Raw genomic sequence first — 17459 nt, forward strand, 5'->3', positions numbered from 1 at the left:
TGCATTTATTCACCGATATTAGGCGGTAAATGTCACCACATGACGTATTAGTTAGGTGACGAAGAGCAAATTTCAATCGGAAGTAGGGTGATGGACGCTTTCAGCTGTGAGCCAAGCCTAGTGACTCGTTAGTCGGTTTTGGCGAATTCGCGTAATGCATCACCTGAAAAACGATAATACTCTTTTTCATGAATTAGTGTTGCACCAATTGAGCGGTAAAACTGACCTGCGGTAGGGTTACTACTTTCAGCTGTCCAGTCCAACCTTTGGCATCCACACTTGATCGCCAAAGATGCCAGATACTTCATTAACTTGAGACCAACCCCTTTTCCTCGAACCTTCGAAGATACGAACAGATCTTTTAAGTACATCTGCCCTGAGAGCTTTGGGGCAGGGAACATGACGGTATAAGATGCAAAGCCTACGACGTCATCATTATCGTAAACCGCAATGATATGAACGCCAGAATGTTCAGAGAAAACTTGGTTCTTTAGATAATGGACCAGATCGTGTTTTGATGAAGCTTTTTCTTTGAAGTAGTAATGTTCTAACTCAATAAAAATAGGGATGAGATCTAAGCAGTTGGTTTTGTGTATTGCTCTGATATCCATTTCTCATCCCTTGTCGATTTATTAAGCGGCGATAAGCAGTTCTTTTGCGTTTGCCAACGTTGAGTCGGTTATTTGACTACCCCCAAGTAAGCGAGCTAATTCTGCCACACGTTGTTGTTCATCTAATGCGTGCATTTGGGTTTCGGTTTGGCCTGCTTTGGTTTGCTTAGCTACAAACATTTGTTGATGGCCGCATCCGGCAACTTGAGGGAGGTGAGTGACACACAATACCTGAGTAGATTCGCCAAGCTTGCGTAGCATTTTGCCCACTACGGCAGCTGTTGGGCCACTAATACCTACGTCCACTTCATCGAAGATTAAACTTGGTGTATCTACTTTCTGAGCGGTGATCACTTGGATCGCTAGAGAGATGCGTGATAGCTCACCGCCTGACGCAACTTTTGCTATAGGTTGTAATGGTTGTCCCGGGTTGGTCGATACTAAGAAGCACACGCTGTCCATGCCAAGCGGCGATGGGTGCGTGTTGTCATTGCTAACTTCGATACTGAATACTGCTTTCTCCATGCTCAATTCGTGCATGCTTTGTGTGATCAGTTTGTTCAGTTCTTTTGCGTAACGGATGCGTGATTTGTGCAGTTTTTCTGCTTGTGTTAGAAAGCTTTGGTACTTGTGTTCTACTTCTTGAGCAAGTTCATCTAAACGTTCATCGGAGCAATCTAACGCTTCTACTTGGGCCAGAAGATCTTGATGATGCTGGTAGAGTTCTTCTGGCATTACGTGGTGTTTACGAGCTACAGACATCACTTTAGAAAAACGTTCTTCTACATAAGCCATACGAGCTGGATCAACATCGATGCCATCTAAGTAGCTGCGTAATTCATTCTTCGTTTCTTCAAGTTGAATCATTGCTTCTGACAGCATGTTAGGTAGCTCAGATAGCTTTTCATCTAATTCGGCTAATTGAATTAGGGAGTGATTGGCCGATTGCAAAATACCAAGCGCATTGACTTCTTCACCTTCGTAAATAAGTTCGATGGCTTGCTGACAGGTAGTGGCGAGTTCACCACTGTTGGATAGTCGTTTGTGCTCTTGCTCGAGCTCTGCAAATTCTTCTTCACCTAGCGATAACTCATTTAGTTCTTTGATTTGGTATTCAAGCAATTGTTTTTGCGCCTGGTTTTGCTGGCTATTTTCTTTTAGTTGCTTGAGGTTATTGTCTGCCTGACGCCAATGCTGGTAAGCACTTCGTGTGCTTTTTAGTAGGTTTAAATGCCCAGCATATTGGTCGAGCATGGCCATTTGGTGCTCACTTTTCATCAATTGATGATGAGCGTGCTGCCCATGGATATTGATAAGTAGCTGCCCTAGAGATTTGAGTTGTGATAGTGGAACAGGGCTGCCATTAATGAAGGCTCTTGAGCGGCCTTCTTTTGTGATAATACGACGCAAAATACACTCACTGCCATCTAGCAGATCGTTATCTTCTAACCAACGTGTTGCATGTAAGTTGTTGTCCAATAAAAAAGCGGCGCTAACTTCGGTTTTCTCTTCACCTTGTCGCACCATGCCGGCATCGGCTCGTCCGCCTAAGCAGAGCCCTAAAGCATCGATAGCAATGGATTTACCCGCGCCTGTTTCACCTGTAATGGTGGTCATGCCCTTAGAAAGCTCGAGTTGTAAAGACTTAACAATCGCAAAATTATTAACACTTAGATGAGCCAGCATTTTATTTACCTGTATAACTGAACAATACTGTATAAGAGAACAGTATATACTGTTTCTTTATACAGTAAAGTCAGGTAAGGAAAATTTTCTTTGTAGGCTGTTTTTTTGTGATGAAGTGGGAAAAATGAGCCGATGTGATTACAACGACTCATTAAAATTGAACAGGTTACGGACGAGTTGGGTTAATCGTTAGTGGTTCTAGTGTGACGACTGCATTCACACCTGCACCTGGGTGATCTACGTATGAAGTATCTTGCATTAGAGTGTAGTAAACGTCGACGAAGTCATCATCATTCGTGAGTACACCATCGGGGATAGTGTCGATGATCTTGTTCGTGATTTGCGGAATAATCGCGTAAGCCTGAACTTCTGGATCTGGAATCGCTTTCAATACTTCTTCGGCAACTTGAACAAGGAGTTTTGCCAATTGTTTATAGTCTGTGCCGTCATCTTGCTCCATGAGCACAATGTCTGCCGCACCCCAGCGGTAACGAGACCAGTGAATAATGATCTGATTTGGATAGTAATCTTGGTTATCGTAGTCTAAGTATGGAAGCTCCACCAAATCGAGAGTAGGTTCATCACGACTTGGATTGACGCCCGTTACGATAGCGTAGATTTCTGCCTTGCCAGAGATCCAAGGTTCTTTGTCATCGGCTAGACGGATCTTTTTCAACTGCGTGGTTTGAATTGGAGCCGCTTCGCCCACTGCGCTACTTGACAATAACGGTGTATTTTGGCGTTGTTCATCAGCAATATATGGTTGAACTAAAGCTGGTTGACCGAGTTTTTTCATCTCAGCTTGCATAGCTTGCAAGCCTGCTTTTAGCTCTGCAGAGCTATTGTTATCAACGACAAGTACAGGTACCTCAGGGAGCTGGTAAACATCGAGTTGATGGATGTTGCCATAAACATCAAATGCTTCGATGTATTGCCAATTCTCATCATCACCACTTGGTTCAAACGCAAATAATGGCTCGACCTCGCCACTTTGCCATGCTGTTATCATGGCTTCATTTGCCAAGCGAACTTCTAACAACTGATCTGAGTATTCAGAAATACCTTTCCAGCTACGAATTTGAGTGTCAGCTTGTACAAGCTGGCGGCTGAACTCTGAGTTAGGGTTTTGCTTAACAAATGCTGATACAGACACGTTAGTCTGTTGCGGAGTAATATCTCTTCTCAACATGGGTTCAATGGCAGCATAGTTCTCACTCAATTGTTGAGCTAGGGCACGCTTCGTCTTAGTGATATCTTCCGCTTTTGCGTTGGATACACTGTTGACTTGCGTTTCCTCTGATTGGCAGCCAATAAGTGCTAATGTACTGAGAACAGACAGAATGATGGTTTTCTTCATAATATGTCCTTTATTGATTGTATGAAATAGAGTTAATACTCTATTCATGGTGAGAATATCACCGGACATAGATCATTGAATTTGCTTTTCTATCTTTTGTGTAAAGTTTGCCCACAGGATCAAAATTTATAAGCTTCTCTTTAATGATGACAAATATCGTGTCGCCTCACTACTTTGTGTCTATTTCTTGTCTAAGAAAGCCAAAAGCCAGTAGCAATTGAGCTGCTGGCTTTTTTATTGAAGTTATTATCCTGAGTAACAAGTGTTAGAACAATTTACTAGACCAGCCAAGCTTATTCCGTAAGACGTGATAGTAGCTGTAGTCTTTTGGATGGATGAGCTTTAGTACATTTGGACTTTGATAGATGTGAATTTCGTCGCCAGGGGTAACTGGAAGTGAGACTTGTCCATCACAGCTAACTTCTTGTGTTCCACGGTTTTCTGGTGATACCACCAATTTAATTCGACGTTTTCCATCAACCACCAAAGGTCGACTCGACAATGTATGAGGGAACATTGGCACGAGTGAAATGGCATTCAAGCTAGGAGAAAGAATTGGGCCGCCGCCAGAAAGTGAATATGCCGTCGAGCCAGTCGGAGTGGAGACAATCAAACCGTCGGCCCGTAAAGAGAAGGCGAAGCTTTCATCAATATACACTTCAAATTCAATCATATGAGCAATTTGCCCTGGGTGAAGTACGGCTTCGTTTAGCGCAGCGTTATGGCTCTTTATTTGTCCGTGGCGGTGTACTTCCGCCTCTAAAAGAAAACGCTCCTCTTCAATGTACTCACCGTCGAGTACCGCTTGCAGAGACGCTTGGAAGTCGTCTGGGTTCAAGTCAGTTAAGAAGCCCAAATTTCCGCGGTTCACGCCTATAACTGGTACATCAAATCGGGATAAAATTCTTGCTGCACCTAGCATGTTGCCATCGCCACCAACCACAATGGCTAGATCGGCATTTTTTCCTAGTTCAACTAAGCTAGCAAACTGACTCTGTGGGATATCATCCAGTATTGCGGCAAGGCGATCGTCAATGAATACTTTATAGCCCTCAGAGGTCAACCATTGGTACAACTCTTTATGAGTTTGAATTGCTTGTTGATCTCTTGGTTTTCCGATAATCGCGATCACGTTACATGGATTTTTCATAGCATTTCCGCATTAAAGAGGCTTGAATCAGGAATCTTCATCCCCATAATAATGGCAAGTCACCTAAATATGCGAATTTTTATGTGGTTAAAGCCCGCAAAAACGCGCATGGCTTTAAGGGCATTATGTTGAATTCTGGAGATATCATGAGCAACGAAGAAAACAAAGTTACAGAAGAAGAGCTTGATCAAATCATCGAAGAGGCTGAAAAAGTAGAAGCTGAAGCACAAGAAGTTGAAGCTGAGCTTGAAGAGCTTGGTGATGAGACAGACGCTAAGATTGCTCAACTAGAAGCGGCACTATTGTCTAGCGAGGCAAAAGTAAAAGAGCAACAAGATGCGGTGTTGCGTTCTAAAGCTGAAGTAGAAAACATGCGTCGTCGCACTGAGCAAGAGATCGATAAAGCACGTAAGTTTGCGTTGAACAAGTTTGCAGAAGAGCTGCTTCCTGTTATTGATAACCTAGAGCGTGCAATTCAAGCGGCAGATACAGAGAATGAAACTGTGAAGCCGTTCCTAGAAGGCGTTGAACTAACACATAAAACGTTTGTAGACGTTGTCGCGAAATTTGGCTTGAAAGCAATCAACCCTGAAGGTGAAGCATTCAATCCAGAGTTCCATCAAGCGATGTCGATTCAGGAGAGCCCTGATCATGAATCAAACACTGTTATGTTTGTTATGCAAAAAGGTTACGAACTAAACGGTCGTGTGATTCGTCCGGCAATGGTAGTGGTTGCTAAGTAACTTTAACTCCCTGTTTTTTTAAATATAAAAGCGCCCATCATTTTTGATGGGCGCTTTTTTGTTTTAAACATAAATGACTGCATCGAACTTCGTTGTATATCGATAAATGAAAATTTGATCCCCTTCATATTTTTTCCTATTGGTTAATTATTTTCCTATAGGAGATTTTCTCTCATCTCGCTGCGTGTTTATTAACGGAAAGGACTATAAGTGATTGTAATCATTCGCTGTGTGAATGTTTATTCTGCATAGGAATGTAAATATAGTCATTTTTTCTAAAATAATTTCGTTAACAAAAATGTAAATTATCACTTTATTTTGTAACTTCGGTGTGTATGATTTGCGACTAATGCTTTAAAAGTAAGCATATATAACTACAAAAATGTAAATAGTAAACACAACATATCGGAGATTTATAATGGATAAATCGCTTTCTAGTAAGATTTTTATAGGCTTGTTTGCCGGCCTTGTGCTGGGGACAGCAATTCAGTACTTATTTAGCGGTATTGCGATTTTTGATACATACCTACTTGGAGCAGCAGAAGGTGTTGGCGGCATGTTCGTCTCACTGATCAAATTGCTTGTTGTTCCTTTAGTTTACGTTTCAATCGTATGCGGCATTGTTGACTTGAAAGATATCAGTGCATTTGGTCGTCTTGGTGGAAAAACTTTTACCCTTTACATTCTTAACACCATCATTGCGATTACGGCGGCTTTGACTGTCGGCTTGATCTTCCAGCCAGGAGCGGGCGCTAATCTAGCAGGAACGGTATCTGAGGCTGTACAGCTGACAACGACAGAGACGCCGGACATTTTCTCTTTAGTTGTTAACATTGTTCCTAGCAATCCTGTACAAGCGTTTGCTAGCGGCGACATGCTGCAAATCATCTTTATGGCAATTTTGACGGGGCTTGCAATTCAAGCTTTGGATTCTCGTGGTGGCCCAGCTATTCGCACATTCAAAATGGCAAATGAAATCATGATGAAATTGGTTGGATTAGTGATGAGTCTTGCACCATATGGTGTGTTCGCACTAATGATTCAACTAGGTGCAACGCTAAACGCCAATACATTAATGTCCGTTGCCGGTTACGTGGCTTTGGTGGTTGCGATGTTGGTGTTCTGGATCTTCTTCTTCTACCCAATGGCAGTGAGTATTGCGACAGGAACTTCTCCAAAGACTTTCCTACGTGCAACTCGTGAGCAGATTCTTTTCTCTCTATCTACCGCGAGCTCAAACGCGACTATCCCGGTAACGATGCGCACACTGACAGAAAAGCTTCAGGTCTCTAAATCGGTTGCTGGCTTCGGTGTACCACTGGGCGCAACGATGAATATGTCTGGTGTGTCTATCTATATTGCTCTAGCAACGATGTTTGTTGCGAACGCTTTTGGCCAGCCAATTAACACCGCAGACATCTTCACACTTGGCTTAACTATTCTTCTGTTATCTATTGGTGCTGGCGGCGTTCCTGGGGGCGGCGTGGTAATGGTAGGCGTTTTGCTTCACCAACTAGGTTTACCACCTGAAGGTTTGGCAATCATTGCAGCGGTCGACCGTATTAATGATATGTTCTGTACATCATCTAACGTTGTCGGCGACACGGCAGTGAACACCATTGTGGCAAAAACAGAAGGTGAGATAGGTAAAGAAGAAGGTGTTGATGCTGAGCCTGCTCAAGCGAACGCCTAATACCTTGAATAATTTATTTTAACCCTAATATTGAAGCGAGCTCTTATGAGCTCGTTTTTTATTTAGGAAGAGTCGGGCATAAATAAGTTTATCTGGGAAATGACGTTTTGTTGCGCTACAGCAGTGTGACGAGTTCCCAACTAATCAGAAAGAAACACATAAATTTCGAAAAAAGACGCTTTTTTTTAATTCTGCCCTTGAAAAGCATTTTGCCGCCCTTATCTATGTGGCATAGAGAAGCAAACATTGATTATTTTTGTTTGTGAGCAAGGGTTGAAACCCGATTCTCCTCCCCCCACATTGGGGTTATAACCAAACGAAAATAGAATTTATTCGGAGATAGCCAGATGGGTAAAATCATTGGTATTGACTTAGGTACTACTAACTCATGTGTTGCTGTATTAGACGGCGACAAACCACGTGTAATTGAAAACGCAGAGGGCGAACGTACTACTGCATCGGTTATTGCTTACACTGACGGTGAGACGCTAGTAGGTCAACCAGCGAAACGTCAAGCAGTAACTAACCCAGAAAACACGCTATTTGCAATTAAGCGTCTAATCGGTCGTCGTTTTGAAGACGAAGAAGTTCAGCGTGACATCGAAATCATGCCTTACAAAATCGTTAAGGCTGACAACGGTGATGCTTGGGTAGAAGCGAAAGGCCAAAAAATGGCAGCTCCTCAGGTTTCTGCTGAAGTTCTTAAGAAAATGAAGAAAACTGCTGAAGATTTCCTTGGTGAGGAAGTAACTGGCGCAGTTATCACAGTACCTGCTTACTTTAACGATGCTCAGCGTCAAGCGACAAAAGATGCTGGCCGTATCGCAGGTCTAGAAGTTAAACGTATCATCAACGAACCAACAGCAGCTGCGCTAGCTTACGGTCTTGATAAGAAAGGCGGCGATCGCACTATCGCGGTATACGACCTTGGTGGTGGTACATTCGATATTTCAATCATCGAAATCGATGAAGTTGAAGGCGAGAAAACATTCGAAGTTCTAGCAACTAACGGTGATACTCACCTAGGTGGTGAAGACTTTGATAACCGTCTAATCAACTACTTGGTTGATGAGTTCAACAAAGAGCAAGGCATCAACCTTAAGAACGACCCACTAGCAATGCAGCGTGTTAAAGAAGCAGCAGAGAAAGCGAAAATCGAGCTTTCTTCTACTTCTCAAACAGACGTAAACCTACCTTACGTTACTGCAGATGCAACTGGTCCTAAGCACATGAACATTAAAGTGACTCGTGCAAAACTAGAATCTCTAGTTGAAGACCTAGTACAACGCTCTCTTGAGCCATTAAAAGTAGCTCTAGCTGACGCTGACCTATCAGTAAACGACATCACTGACGTAATCCTAGTTGGTGGTCAGACTCGTATGCCAATGGTTCAAGCGAAAGTTGCTGAGTTCTTTGGTAAAGAAGCGCGCCGTGACGTAAACCCTGACGAAGCAGTAGCAATGGGTGCTGCAGTTCAAGGTGGTGTACTTGCTGGTGACGTTAAAGACGTACTACTACTAGACGTAACTCCACTGTCTCTAGGTATCGAGACAATGGGTGGCGTGATGACTAAGTTAGTTGAGAAGAACACAACTATCCCAACTAAAGCGAACCAAGTTTTCTCTACAGCGGAAGACAACCAGAGCGCGGTAACTATCCACGTTCTACAAGGTGAGCGTAAGCAAGCGATGTACAACAAGTCTCTAGGCCAATTTAACCTAGAAGGCATCCAGCCTGCACCACGTGGTATGCCACAAATCGAGGTTACTTTTGACCTTGATGCGGATGGTATCCTACACGTGTCTGCGAAAGACAAGCAGACTGGTAAAGAGCAGAAGATCACTATCCAAGCTTCTGGCGGTCTAAGCGATGAAGACATCGAGAAAATGGTTCAAGAAGCAGAAGCTAACAAAGAAGCGGACAAGAAGTTCGAAGAGCTAGCGACTGCACGTAACCAAGCTGACCAAATGATTCACGGTACTCGTAAGCAAGTAGAAGAAGCTGGTGAAGCGCTACCTGCAGAAGAGAAAGAGAAGATTGAAGCAGCAATTTCTGAGCTAGAAACAGCACGTAAAGGCGAAGACAAAGAAGCTATCGATGCTAAAGTTCAAGCACTAATGACTGCTTCTCAAAAGCTGATGGAAATCGCTCAACAACAAGCTCAAGCGCAGCAAGCACAAGGTGCTGACGCAGGTGCACAGTCTAAAGAAGACGACGTTGTAGATGCTGAGTTCGAAGAAGTTAAAGACGACAAGAAATAATATTTCTTAACCAGATGGCTGCTTAGCCATCTGGGGTCGATAAGACTTCGTGTGCGGGCGTTTGGGGCAACTCTTACGCCCGTCTGTTTGTAAACGCTGTCTTTCTAGTTAAGTATGTTGCAGACAAGTGCACTTACCTAGAACGATACAAACACCAAGCGGTGAATCGATGCCGTTTGTAGTAATTAACTGGTGACGAAGAACATGTCAAAACGTGATTTTTACGAAGTATTAGGCGTAAGCCGTGATGCCTCAGAGCGCGATATCAAAAAGGCGTATAAGCGTCTAGCGATGAAATTCCACCCAGACCGAAACCAGGGTGATGATTCTGCGGCGGACAAGTTTAAAGAAGTAAAAGAAGCGTACGAAGTTCTGACCGACCCTCAAAAGAAAGCGGCGTACGACCAATACGGTCATGCTGCTTTTGAACAAGGCGGCGGTGGTTTCGGTGGCGGCGGCTTTGGCGGCGGCGGTGCTGATTTCGGCGACATCTTTGGCGATGTATTCGGTGACATCTTTGGTGGTGGTCGTCGTGGCGGTGGTGGCCACCGTGCCCAGCGAGGTGCTGACCTACGTTACAACATGGAATTGACGCTAGAAGAAGCGGTTCGTGGTGTAACGAAGGAGATCGAAGTACCGACACTAGTACACTGTGATACTTGTGATGGTAGTGGCGCGAAGAAAGGTTCATCTGCTGAAACATGTGGTACCTGTCATGGTCATGGTCAAGTACAGATGCGCCAAGGCTTCTTCGCAGTGCAGCAAACCTGTCCTACCTGTCACGGTAAAGGTAAAATCATTAAAGACCCTTGTAATGAGTGTCATGGTCAAGGTCGTAAGCAGAAAACAAAAACACTTAATGTTAAGATCCCTGCAGGTGTTGATACTGGCGACCGTATTCGTCTATCTGGCGAAGGTGAAGCGGGAGAAATGGGAGCACCTGCTGGCGACTTGTATGTACAAGTGCACGTGAAAGAGCACCATATCTTCGAGCGTGATGGCAACAACCTATACTGTGAAGTGCCAGTAAGCTTTGCGATGGCAGCTCTAGGTGGTGAAGTTGAAGTACCAACCCTAGATGGTCGCGTAAGCCTAAAAGTGCCTTCAGAAACGCAAACAGGTCGTATGTTCCGTATGCGTGGTAAAGGTGTGAAAGGCGTTCGCGGTGGCGGTGTTGGTGATCTTATTGTTAAGTTGGTTGTTGAAACACCAGTAAACCTAAGCTCACGCCAAAAAGAACTGCTCAAAGAGTTTGAAGAGTCTTGTGGTGGTGAAGCGGCGACAAAGCACAAGCCTAAATCAGAAGGCTTTTTCAACGGTGTGAAAAAGTTCTTTGATGATTTAACCAGCTAAGACGTTAGTGAAAAGCACAAATACAAAGGCCTGCTAAAATGCAGGCCTTTTTGCATCTCGGTGTTCTTCCTAATTCCAGCAATCACTTGGTTCTTCGACATTTGTTGACGTTAAAGTAATCGTTTTAGAACCAGTCAAGCACTCGTCGTCGTCTTGTCCCAGAGACGATTTTGCTGTTGCTGTAATGGTATAGGCCGTACTTGCAGAGCTCGCAATATCGAAAGAAAATCTATTTGTGTCTGAGTCACATAGAGTGCATGTGCCTCCAGAGAGAATATGACTCCAGTCGTACCCACCATCATAAGATGTCTCTAGCTCTAGCTGAATTCGATTAAGATCGCTCAAGGCAACCGTCCTATGAGACTTGATTACATGATTAGTGTAAGAAGGGTAGGCGATCGCAGCAATGATCCCGACAATCACGACAGCTATCAGTAATTCGATCAATGTCATCCCTCTCAATCCTTTTTTGTAGCCGTTACAACGAGAAATTCGAATCATCACGAGTAGTTTCCTTTTCACTTTTCCGCCTATTTTTGGCAGGTGATAGCATCTGTGCAAGATGAATTACGGCCCTTTTGCCGTTTACATAGGAATTTGGGAAATGCCTCGCGGGTTTACGTTGTTGGAGCTTCTTATTACTGTTGCTGTACTGAGTATTATATTGGCGTTTGCAGCTCCAAGCTTTAGCCGTGTTTCACAAACTGTGCAAATGCAGCGATTAGCAACTGAATTAGCTGGTTTTCTAAGCCAAAGTAAGTCCGAGGCGGTAATGAGAAATCAAAAGTTATATATTCATTTCTCTATGGCTAAAAACGTCGTTGTCAGTCAAGGTGCATGGTCTCTACAGTTAACTAACTCATCTAGCGGCTCAGGGGGAGTAATCTTAAACCTTTCCGGCTCCGCATACTCTGAATTATCTTTGAAGCACAGTTACGATAATCAAAAAATAAGCTTCGATGAGGTCCGTGGACGGCCCCAAGGAGGAAATATAGAGTTTTTCCCAACCAATGCTCAAAACATAAAACTACAAGCAAAGATCTCAAACCCTCCTGGGAGGATTAAGATTTGTAGTAACTCTGGAACTAAGTTATATGATTACCGTCAGTGCTAACAAACGCTATCAAATAGGTAGCTCTTTAATTGAATTAATGATTAGTTCTTTAATTGGGTTAATTGTTCTTAGTGTAGTGGGCTCTATATTCTTGAGTTTACAAAAAACAGCAAAAGAAAAAAGCTTAGAGCTAAATTTATTGCAAAGTCTTAATATCACTTTATCTGTTATGAAAGAAGATATTCAAAGGGCTGGTTATGATGGTGGTCATGGTATGTCTCTTAAATTATCCGGAGCCTTGGAAACAGTTACAATCAGTGGTGCATCTTCTATTGGTTTTGTTTATTTTAGAGATGACTCTCCGCTAAATAAAAACTATAGAAATATTAAGTATGAGAAGCGAGATAGCAAACTTGTAATCTGTGAAAATGGCGTAGTATCCCAAACCAAAATACTGTCTTTTGATGGTGTGGATTTTTGTCGTTCTTTATTTGATGAAGATATTTTTCAAGTGACGAGTTTTACAGTAAATTCTGATGTCGTAACGAATGGCACAAATATTAGCGCTGTAACGGATGTTACTTTGGCTTTACAAACTGTAGATGGCGTAATTAATCAAGTTGCAGAATTTTCAATTAAGCAAAGGAATTGGCAATGAGATCTAAATTTGGATGTTCTGGGTACACGACGTTGTTAGTAACATCCATACTATTATTGTTTGCTTTGATTACATCTCTCGCATCATCAAAGGGAGTATTTTTTCAATTAAAAGTGGCTCAGAATGAACTAAAAGCTCGACAAGAACATTGGAAGGCTGAAGGAGGACTGGAATGTGCTTTTGCACAAATAAAGGAGAAGATGTTAGTTCTTCCTCCTTCCGGAACAATTACTTTACTAGGCTGTACAGTATCTACTACGATAAAAAAGCTCAGCGATTATGAATATTTGGTTACATCTAAAGAGGGAAATACAAATTTAAGTAAAGTGATAATTTCGACAGGGAACGGCCTTGGTGCTGTACTAAAAACGAGTGCGTCGGTAGAGCTTACTGGCTCAATGCACTTTGTCCCTAAAGCAAAAGGTTTGTCGTCTGACAGTGAGTGTACATCTATTATTGCTGGTGGAACCGTGAGTTATGTAGCAAGTGTAAGTGGTTCTGATGAGCACTTTCTGACGGTGGACAGTTCAGTCAGTAGTCATGCTACTGGGATTTTAGGGGCTCCTAGCTTTACTTGTAAGAATTCGCACAAATCCAATTTATTTGAAGAAACCAAACGTCCAACCTACCTAGCTACTACTAGCACTTCGAATAAAAATGAAGATATCAAAGAAAATGTTGCAAATATTTCGGTTTTCAAAGACTTATTCACTATGGATTTCAACGCAGTTAACGTAGCAAAACTCAAAAACGAGATTAAAGCGGATCCTGTTGGCGTTGTAATTGCTAGCGGTAAGACACCTAAAGGTTGGGTTAAGTCATGCCATACTAAGTTAGCTAATGCTTACGCTGCTGGAAAACGAAGGTTTTGGGTCGATGGCAGTTGCGCAATATCAGGAAATATTTTTGGTTCTACTACTCAGCCTGTAGATAATGCTATTCAGCTTATTATTTATGATGGTGTTCTCTACAGTCAAAGTATGAGTTATTTTGATGGACTTCTTTACCAATACCTTTCAAAGCCAACTGTGTTGGATGTTAAAGAAATATGGATTGATCTTTTTGATTCAAAAAATGATATAGGTGTAACCCCTACTTCTTTTCACAAGCATGATATTAATAATGACTTTAATAAATATGCTTTTTTGCTAGATGGTTCATTGAAGCTTGATGGCGGGATAGGGTTAGATGCAGAAGATAGAACTATAAAATTAAATGGATCTTTGATACCTGCCTACAATGGTGGAAAGAGCGGCAAGTACATTGAGAAACTAAAGTGGCAGCGAGGCTCCTGGAATGATCTCTAAACAAAAAGGTTTTAACCTTCTTGAAGTTCTAATTTCTTTTCTGCTTATCGGTGTTGGGGCTCTAGGTTTAACTAAGCTAAACGTGTATCTAGAACGCGAATCCGAATATGCCATAAAAAGTATTGAAGCACTGCGTCTAACAGAGAACCAGCTTGAATGGTTCCGAACGCGTGGTGCTTCGGATGCGCTTTCTACGATTTCTACTGCCAGTTTTGCCTCTATCGTGACAGGATCTTCCGCCACTGGAGCGTACACGGTGGAGTGGGATGTGCCACCTGCTACTGTATCAGGTTCACTAAAGACGATCATCATCACAACAAGTTGGGAAGATAGAATGGGGCAGACGCAATCCGTTCAGCTTAAAACGATGATCTCACAATACAGTGAATTCGAAAACTAAGTTCAATTGCATACATGGGCTGGGACAAATGCGGGTGTAATTCCTGTTTAATACCGGATTTGTCACGGTTAATAAATAGTTTTTGAACTGTTAATTGAGTTGATGTGCTACTGTTTTTATTATGTTTAATTGAAGTGGTGTTTTTGCAAAATATGTCTCCAATTATGAAAAAAAATCTAGAACCTTGTGCTTTCCCCATTAGTGTTTACTAGAATACTCGTTGGATAGTAGGTCGTTATAATTATTCAAATAGGCCTTGGCACCAACATCATTCACTATGGAGTTACCATGAGTAACCAAGCTGTAAATAAGGCACCATCATCGAAGCCGAGCGGGATGGAGCGCTTTTTAAACTTTATCGAGAGGACAGGTAACAAAATTCCTGATCCTGCGATTTTGTTCTTCTGGGCATTGATCATTACTTGGGCGGCGTCAGCACTTTTGTCGAATGTATCATTCGATCTTCCAAACCCTCGAACGGGCGAAGCTCTTACTATCACCAACTTACTTACGGGCGAAGCGCTAGCAAGTTTCCTTGCTAACATGGTGACGACGTTTACTGGTTTTGCGCCACTGGGTATCGTACTTGTCGCAATGCTAGGTGTGGGTGTTGCAGATTCTTCGGGCTTTATTACGACGGGTCTTAAGAAGATGCTGAACTTCACGCCAGCTAAGCTTCTTACTCCAATGCTTATTTTGGTTGCCATTGTATCGCATACTGCGGCAGATGCAGGCTATGTTCTGGTTATTCCTCTTGGCGGTATTATCTTCCATGCGGCAGGTCGTCACCCTTTAGCAGGTATTGCGGCAGCATTTGCAGGTGTATCTGGTGGCTTCTCTGCAAACTTTATCCCTTCAGGTATCGATCCACTACTAGCAGGCTTTACGCAAACTGCGGCGCAGGTTCTTGATCCTGAATACGTGGTTAACCCATTAGCGAACATCTTCTTCACTGGCCTATCCTCTATCATTATTGTGGGGATTGGTTGGTACGTGACAGAGAAAATTATCGAGCCTCGTTTATCAAAAATGCCAATTGATGATGATGCGGAAACCGCGCCAAACCTAGGTTCATTTACTGAACTGGAATCAAAAGCATTCCGTTATGCAGGTTGGGCAATGATGGCGGGTATTGCTTTACTTGTTGCAGCGTTAATTCCAGAAACATCAGCACTTCGCTCGCCTGAAGGTGAAATTACTGCCTTCTCAGCACCGATAATGAAGTCTATCGTGCCGTTGATCTTTATTCTGTTTATCATTCCTGGTTACGTTTACGGTAAAGTGTCTGGAACGTTCAAGACCAGCAACGACATTATCAAAGCGATGGCTGATACTATGTCAACCATGGGCGCATACATTGTTATGTCGTTCTTCTGTGCTCAGTTCCTATCTGCATTTGCTCAGTCAAACATCGGTACGATGCTAGCGTTGTATGGCGCAGAAGGCTTAAAAGCGATGAACCTACCAGGTGAAGTGACCATCATCGGTATGATCCTTCTAACCGCGTCTGTAAACCTACTTATTGGTTCGGCATCGGCAAAATGGGCTTTAATTGGTCCAATCCTAGTGCCAATGCTAATGGCGGTTGGTATCTCGCCTGAGCTGTCTCAGGCGGCTTACCGTGTGGGTGACTCTGTATCGAACATCATTTCGCCTCTAATGGTATTTTTCCCTCTTGTTGTGGTTTACTGTCAGCGTTATGTGAAGTCTGCTGGTATCGGTACGCTTGCGTCACTAATGATGCCATTCTCGATCGCAATGCTGATCGGTTGGTCTATCTTCCTAGTTGCTTATTGGATGGTAGGTATCCCGCTAGGCATTCAAGCTCCTTACACTTACACAATGTAAAAACGTGTAGGGTGTGAAAGCCGCTAATTGGCAGCCAAAAAGCGCAGGTCTTCGATCTGCGTTTTTTTGTTCTCGTAAAACGAACATCGATAGGTCTTGTAACTAGTTTTTTGGAGTTGCAGACTTTGTCCCGTGATGTGTTGCTGTAGTGAAACCGAAGTTGGTGATAAAATTCCTGACTTCAATCGTTTTTTGTTTCTTTGGAGCCTCCTTTGTCTAACCATCCGTTTTCCCCTCAAGATGAATTGTTTATGCGCAGAGCGATGGAGCTTGCTGAGCAAGCAGAAGCTGAGGGGGAAGTACCTGTTGGCGCAGTGCTTGTCAAAGATGGTGAAATTATCGCTGAGGGGTGGAATCGCTCTATTGGTACTAATGACGCTACCGCACATGCTGAGATCCAAACGCTGCGTAAAGCAGGCCAAAAGCTAGAAAATTACCGCCTTCTGGATACGACGTTATATGTAACACTTGAGCCATGCCCAATGTGTGCCGGAGCCTTATTGCATAGCCGCGTTAAGCGGGTTGTTTTTGGAGCGCCAGATTTAAAAGCTGGAGCAGCAGGAACTGTGCTTAATTTGTTTGAAAGTCAAGCCGCTTACCATTACGCCTTAGTTGAAAAGGGGCTGCTAGAAGATGAGTGCCGCACTCAGCTACAAGCGTTTTTTAAGCGTCGCCGAAAGGAAATTAAAGCGAAGAAGCAAGCACAAAAAGCATTAGAAAATGGAGAGAGCGAGCAAGGTAGTGGGAGTAGTGAGGGCTAGCAAACACCTACAACGTGGTAGATGTTTGCTTGGACGCACTAGTGATTGACTAAATGTACAAAAACACGATTACGTGAACTTACTTTCTTTTTCATACATGTCAGTTTACGTTTACGTCGGATAGCAGCTACTGTGTTATTTAAACGCTTTGACTGCACTCTACGTCTTCTCATATTCAAAACCTCCTGCAGACAAGACTTATACCAGTAAAGCGCGGCTCATCGATGCTTGGCAATAGGCTCGATAATCGCACTAAACATTGTATGGTTTAAACGTTCTTCATTTGACTTCTGCATTGCACAGAGCCAGCAAACAATTTCAATACGATGCTTAATAATAGGAGTGACGTTATTTCGGCAGAGTGTAGCCGAAAGTGCCGCTTCATCAAGTGAGCTAAACCATGTGGTTGTAAAGTAATCTGTTACAAAGCAATCAGTTTTACTAACGATGAAGAAAAGGCGACCAACCAAAGGAATGGTTGAGTGTGGTTGGTGTCACTCAGAATATTGGAGTCTAGATAAGTTTTCGTTAGGACTCAACAAAAATGACGAGCTTCATAGGCTCGTCATTTTTTAGT

General features: G+C 43.0%; 15 protein-coding genes. 10 read left to right on the top strand and 5 right to left on the bottom strand.

Annotation, left to right across the window (positions count from 1 at the left end; translation table 11 throughout):
• Window positions 1-128 precede the first annotated feature (128 nt).
• From R7Q39_RS12415 to nadK, 4 genes are all read right to left on the bottom strand, one after another.
• Window positions 129-611 carry a GNAT family N-acetyltransferase gene (locus R7Q39_RS12415; protein ID WP_025768876.1) on the bottom strand — a complete coding sequence of 161 codons (483 nt, stop codon included), beginning with the start codon at window positions 609-611 and terminating at the stop codon, window positions 129-131.
• A gap of 21 nt (window positions 612-632) precedes the next feature.
• Entirely contained in the window at window positions 633-2297 is a 1665-nt protein-coding gene (recN, locus tag R7Q39_RS12420) for a DNA repair protein RecN (protein ID WP_025768877.1), read from the bottom strand.
• Between the two features lie 166 nt (window positions 2298-2463).
• Window positions 2464-3654 (bottom strand): DUF3103 domain-containing protein, encoded by a 1191-nt coding sequence (locus R7Q39_RS12425; RefSeq protein WP_005383752.1) that lies wholly within the window; start codon window positions 3652-3654, stop codon window positions 2464-2466.
• Window positions 3655-3919: 265 nt separating this feature from the next.
• A complete protein-coding gene (nadK, locus tag R7Q39_RS12430; RefSeq protein ID WP_005381631.1) occupies window positions 3920-4804 on the bottom strand; it encodes an NAD(+) kinase in 885 nt (294 codons plus the stop codon).
• Between the two features lie 146 nt (window positions 4805-4950).
• Here nadK and grpE point away from each other — a divergent pair, with 146 nt between their 5' ends.
• The 4 genes from grpE (at window position 4951) to dnaJ (ending at window position 10854) form a co-directional block, all read left to right on the top strand.
• On the top strand, window positions 4951-5547 hold the full coding sequence (gene grpE, locus R7Q39_RS12435) for a nucleotide exchange factor GrpE (RefSeq protein ID WP_318076348.1): 597 nt from the start codon (window positions 4951-4953) through the stop codon (window positions 5545-5547).
• Between the two features lie 418 nt (window positions 5548-5965).
• A complete protein-coding gene (locus tag R7Q39_RS12440) occupies window positions 5966-7240 on the top strand; it encodes a dicarboxylate/amino acid:cation symporter (protein WP_005381625.1) in 1275 nt (424 codons plus the stop codon).
• Between the two features lie 347 nt (window positions 7241-7587).
• Window positions 7588-9501: a molecular chaperone DnaK gene (gene dnaK, locus R7Q39_RS12445; protein ID WP_005381623.1), complete on the top strand. Its 1914-nt coding sequence runs from the start codon at window positions 7588-7590 to the stop codon at window positions 9499-9501.
• A 204-nt stretch (window positions 9502-9705) separates the two neighbouring features.
• Complete coding sequence (gene dnaJ, locus R7Q39_RS12450) at window positions 9706-10854, top strand: molecular chaperone DnaJ (protein WP_005381620.1); 1149 nt, start codon at window positions 9706-9708, stop codon at window positions 10852-10854.
• 69 nt (window positions 10855-10923) lie between these two features.
• Here the strand turns inward: dnaJ and R7Q39_RS12455 are convergent, their stop codons facing one another.
• The gene (locus R7Q39_RS12455; RefSeq protein WP_205391100.1) at window positions 10924-11355 is read right to left on the bottom strand and encodes a type IV pilin protein; all 432 of its coding nucleotides are present in this window, start codon (window positions 11353-11355) and stop codon (window positions 10924-10926) included.
• A gap of 103 nt (window positions 11356-11458) precedes the next feature.
• On the opposite strand from R7Q39_RS12455, the gene R7Q39_RS12460 reads away from it, so the two are divergent.
• The 6 genes from R7Q39_RS12460 (at window position 11459) to tadA (ending at window position 16882) form a co-directional block, all read left to right on the top strand.
• Window positions 11459-11968, top strand: a complete 510-nt coding sequence (locus tag R7Q39_RS12460; protein ID WP_064369022.1) for a GspH/FimT family pseudopilin — start codon at window positions 11459-11461, stop codon at window positions 11966-11968.
• Complete coding sequence (locus tag R7Q39_RS12465; protein WP_318076349.1) at window positions 11949-12566, top strand: pilus assembly protein PilW; 618 nt, start codon at window positions 11949-11951, stop codon at window positions 12564-12566. The genes R7Q39_RS12460 and R7Q39_RS12465 overlap by 20 nt, the downstream gene beginning before the upstream one ends.
• Complete coding sequence (locus tag R7Q39_RS12470) at window positions 12563-13873, top strand: hypothetical protein (RefSeq protein WP_064369023.1); 1311 nt, start codon at window positions 12563-12565, stop codon at window positions 13871-13873. The genes R7Q39_RS12465 and R7Q39_RS12470 overlap by 4 nt, the downstream gene beginning before the upstream one ends.
• Complete coding sequence (locus tag R7Q39_RS12475; RefSeq protein ID WP_031780848.1) at window positions 13863-14273, top strand: prepilin-type N-terminal cleavage/methylation domain-containing protein; 411 nt, start codon at window positions 13863-13865, stop codon at window positions 14271-14273. Before R7Q39_RS12470 ends, R7Q39_RS12475 begins: the two co-directional genes overlap by 11 nt.
• A 288-nt stretch (window positions 14274-14561) precedes the next feature.
• Complete coding sequence (locus tag R7Q39_RS12480) at window positions 14562-16121, top strand: AbgT family transporter (protein WP_017635695.1); 1560 nt, start codon at window positions 14562-14564, stop codon at window positions 16119-16121.
• 212 nt (window positions 16122-16333) lie between these two features.
• Window positions 16334-16882, top strand: a complete 549-nt coding sequence (gene tadA / locus R7Q39_RS12485; RefSeq protein ID WP_170894037.1) for a tRNA adenosine(34) deaminase TadA — start codon at window positions 16334-16336, stop codon at window positions 16880-16882.
• Window positions 16883-17459: the final 577 nt, after the last annotated feature.

It is taken from the genome of Vibrio sp. 947 (assembly GCF_033339115.1).
Taxonomy (GTDB): domain Bacteria; phylum Pseudomonadota; class Gammaproteobacteria; order Enterobacterales; family Vibrionaceae; genus Vibrio; species Vibrio alginolyticus.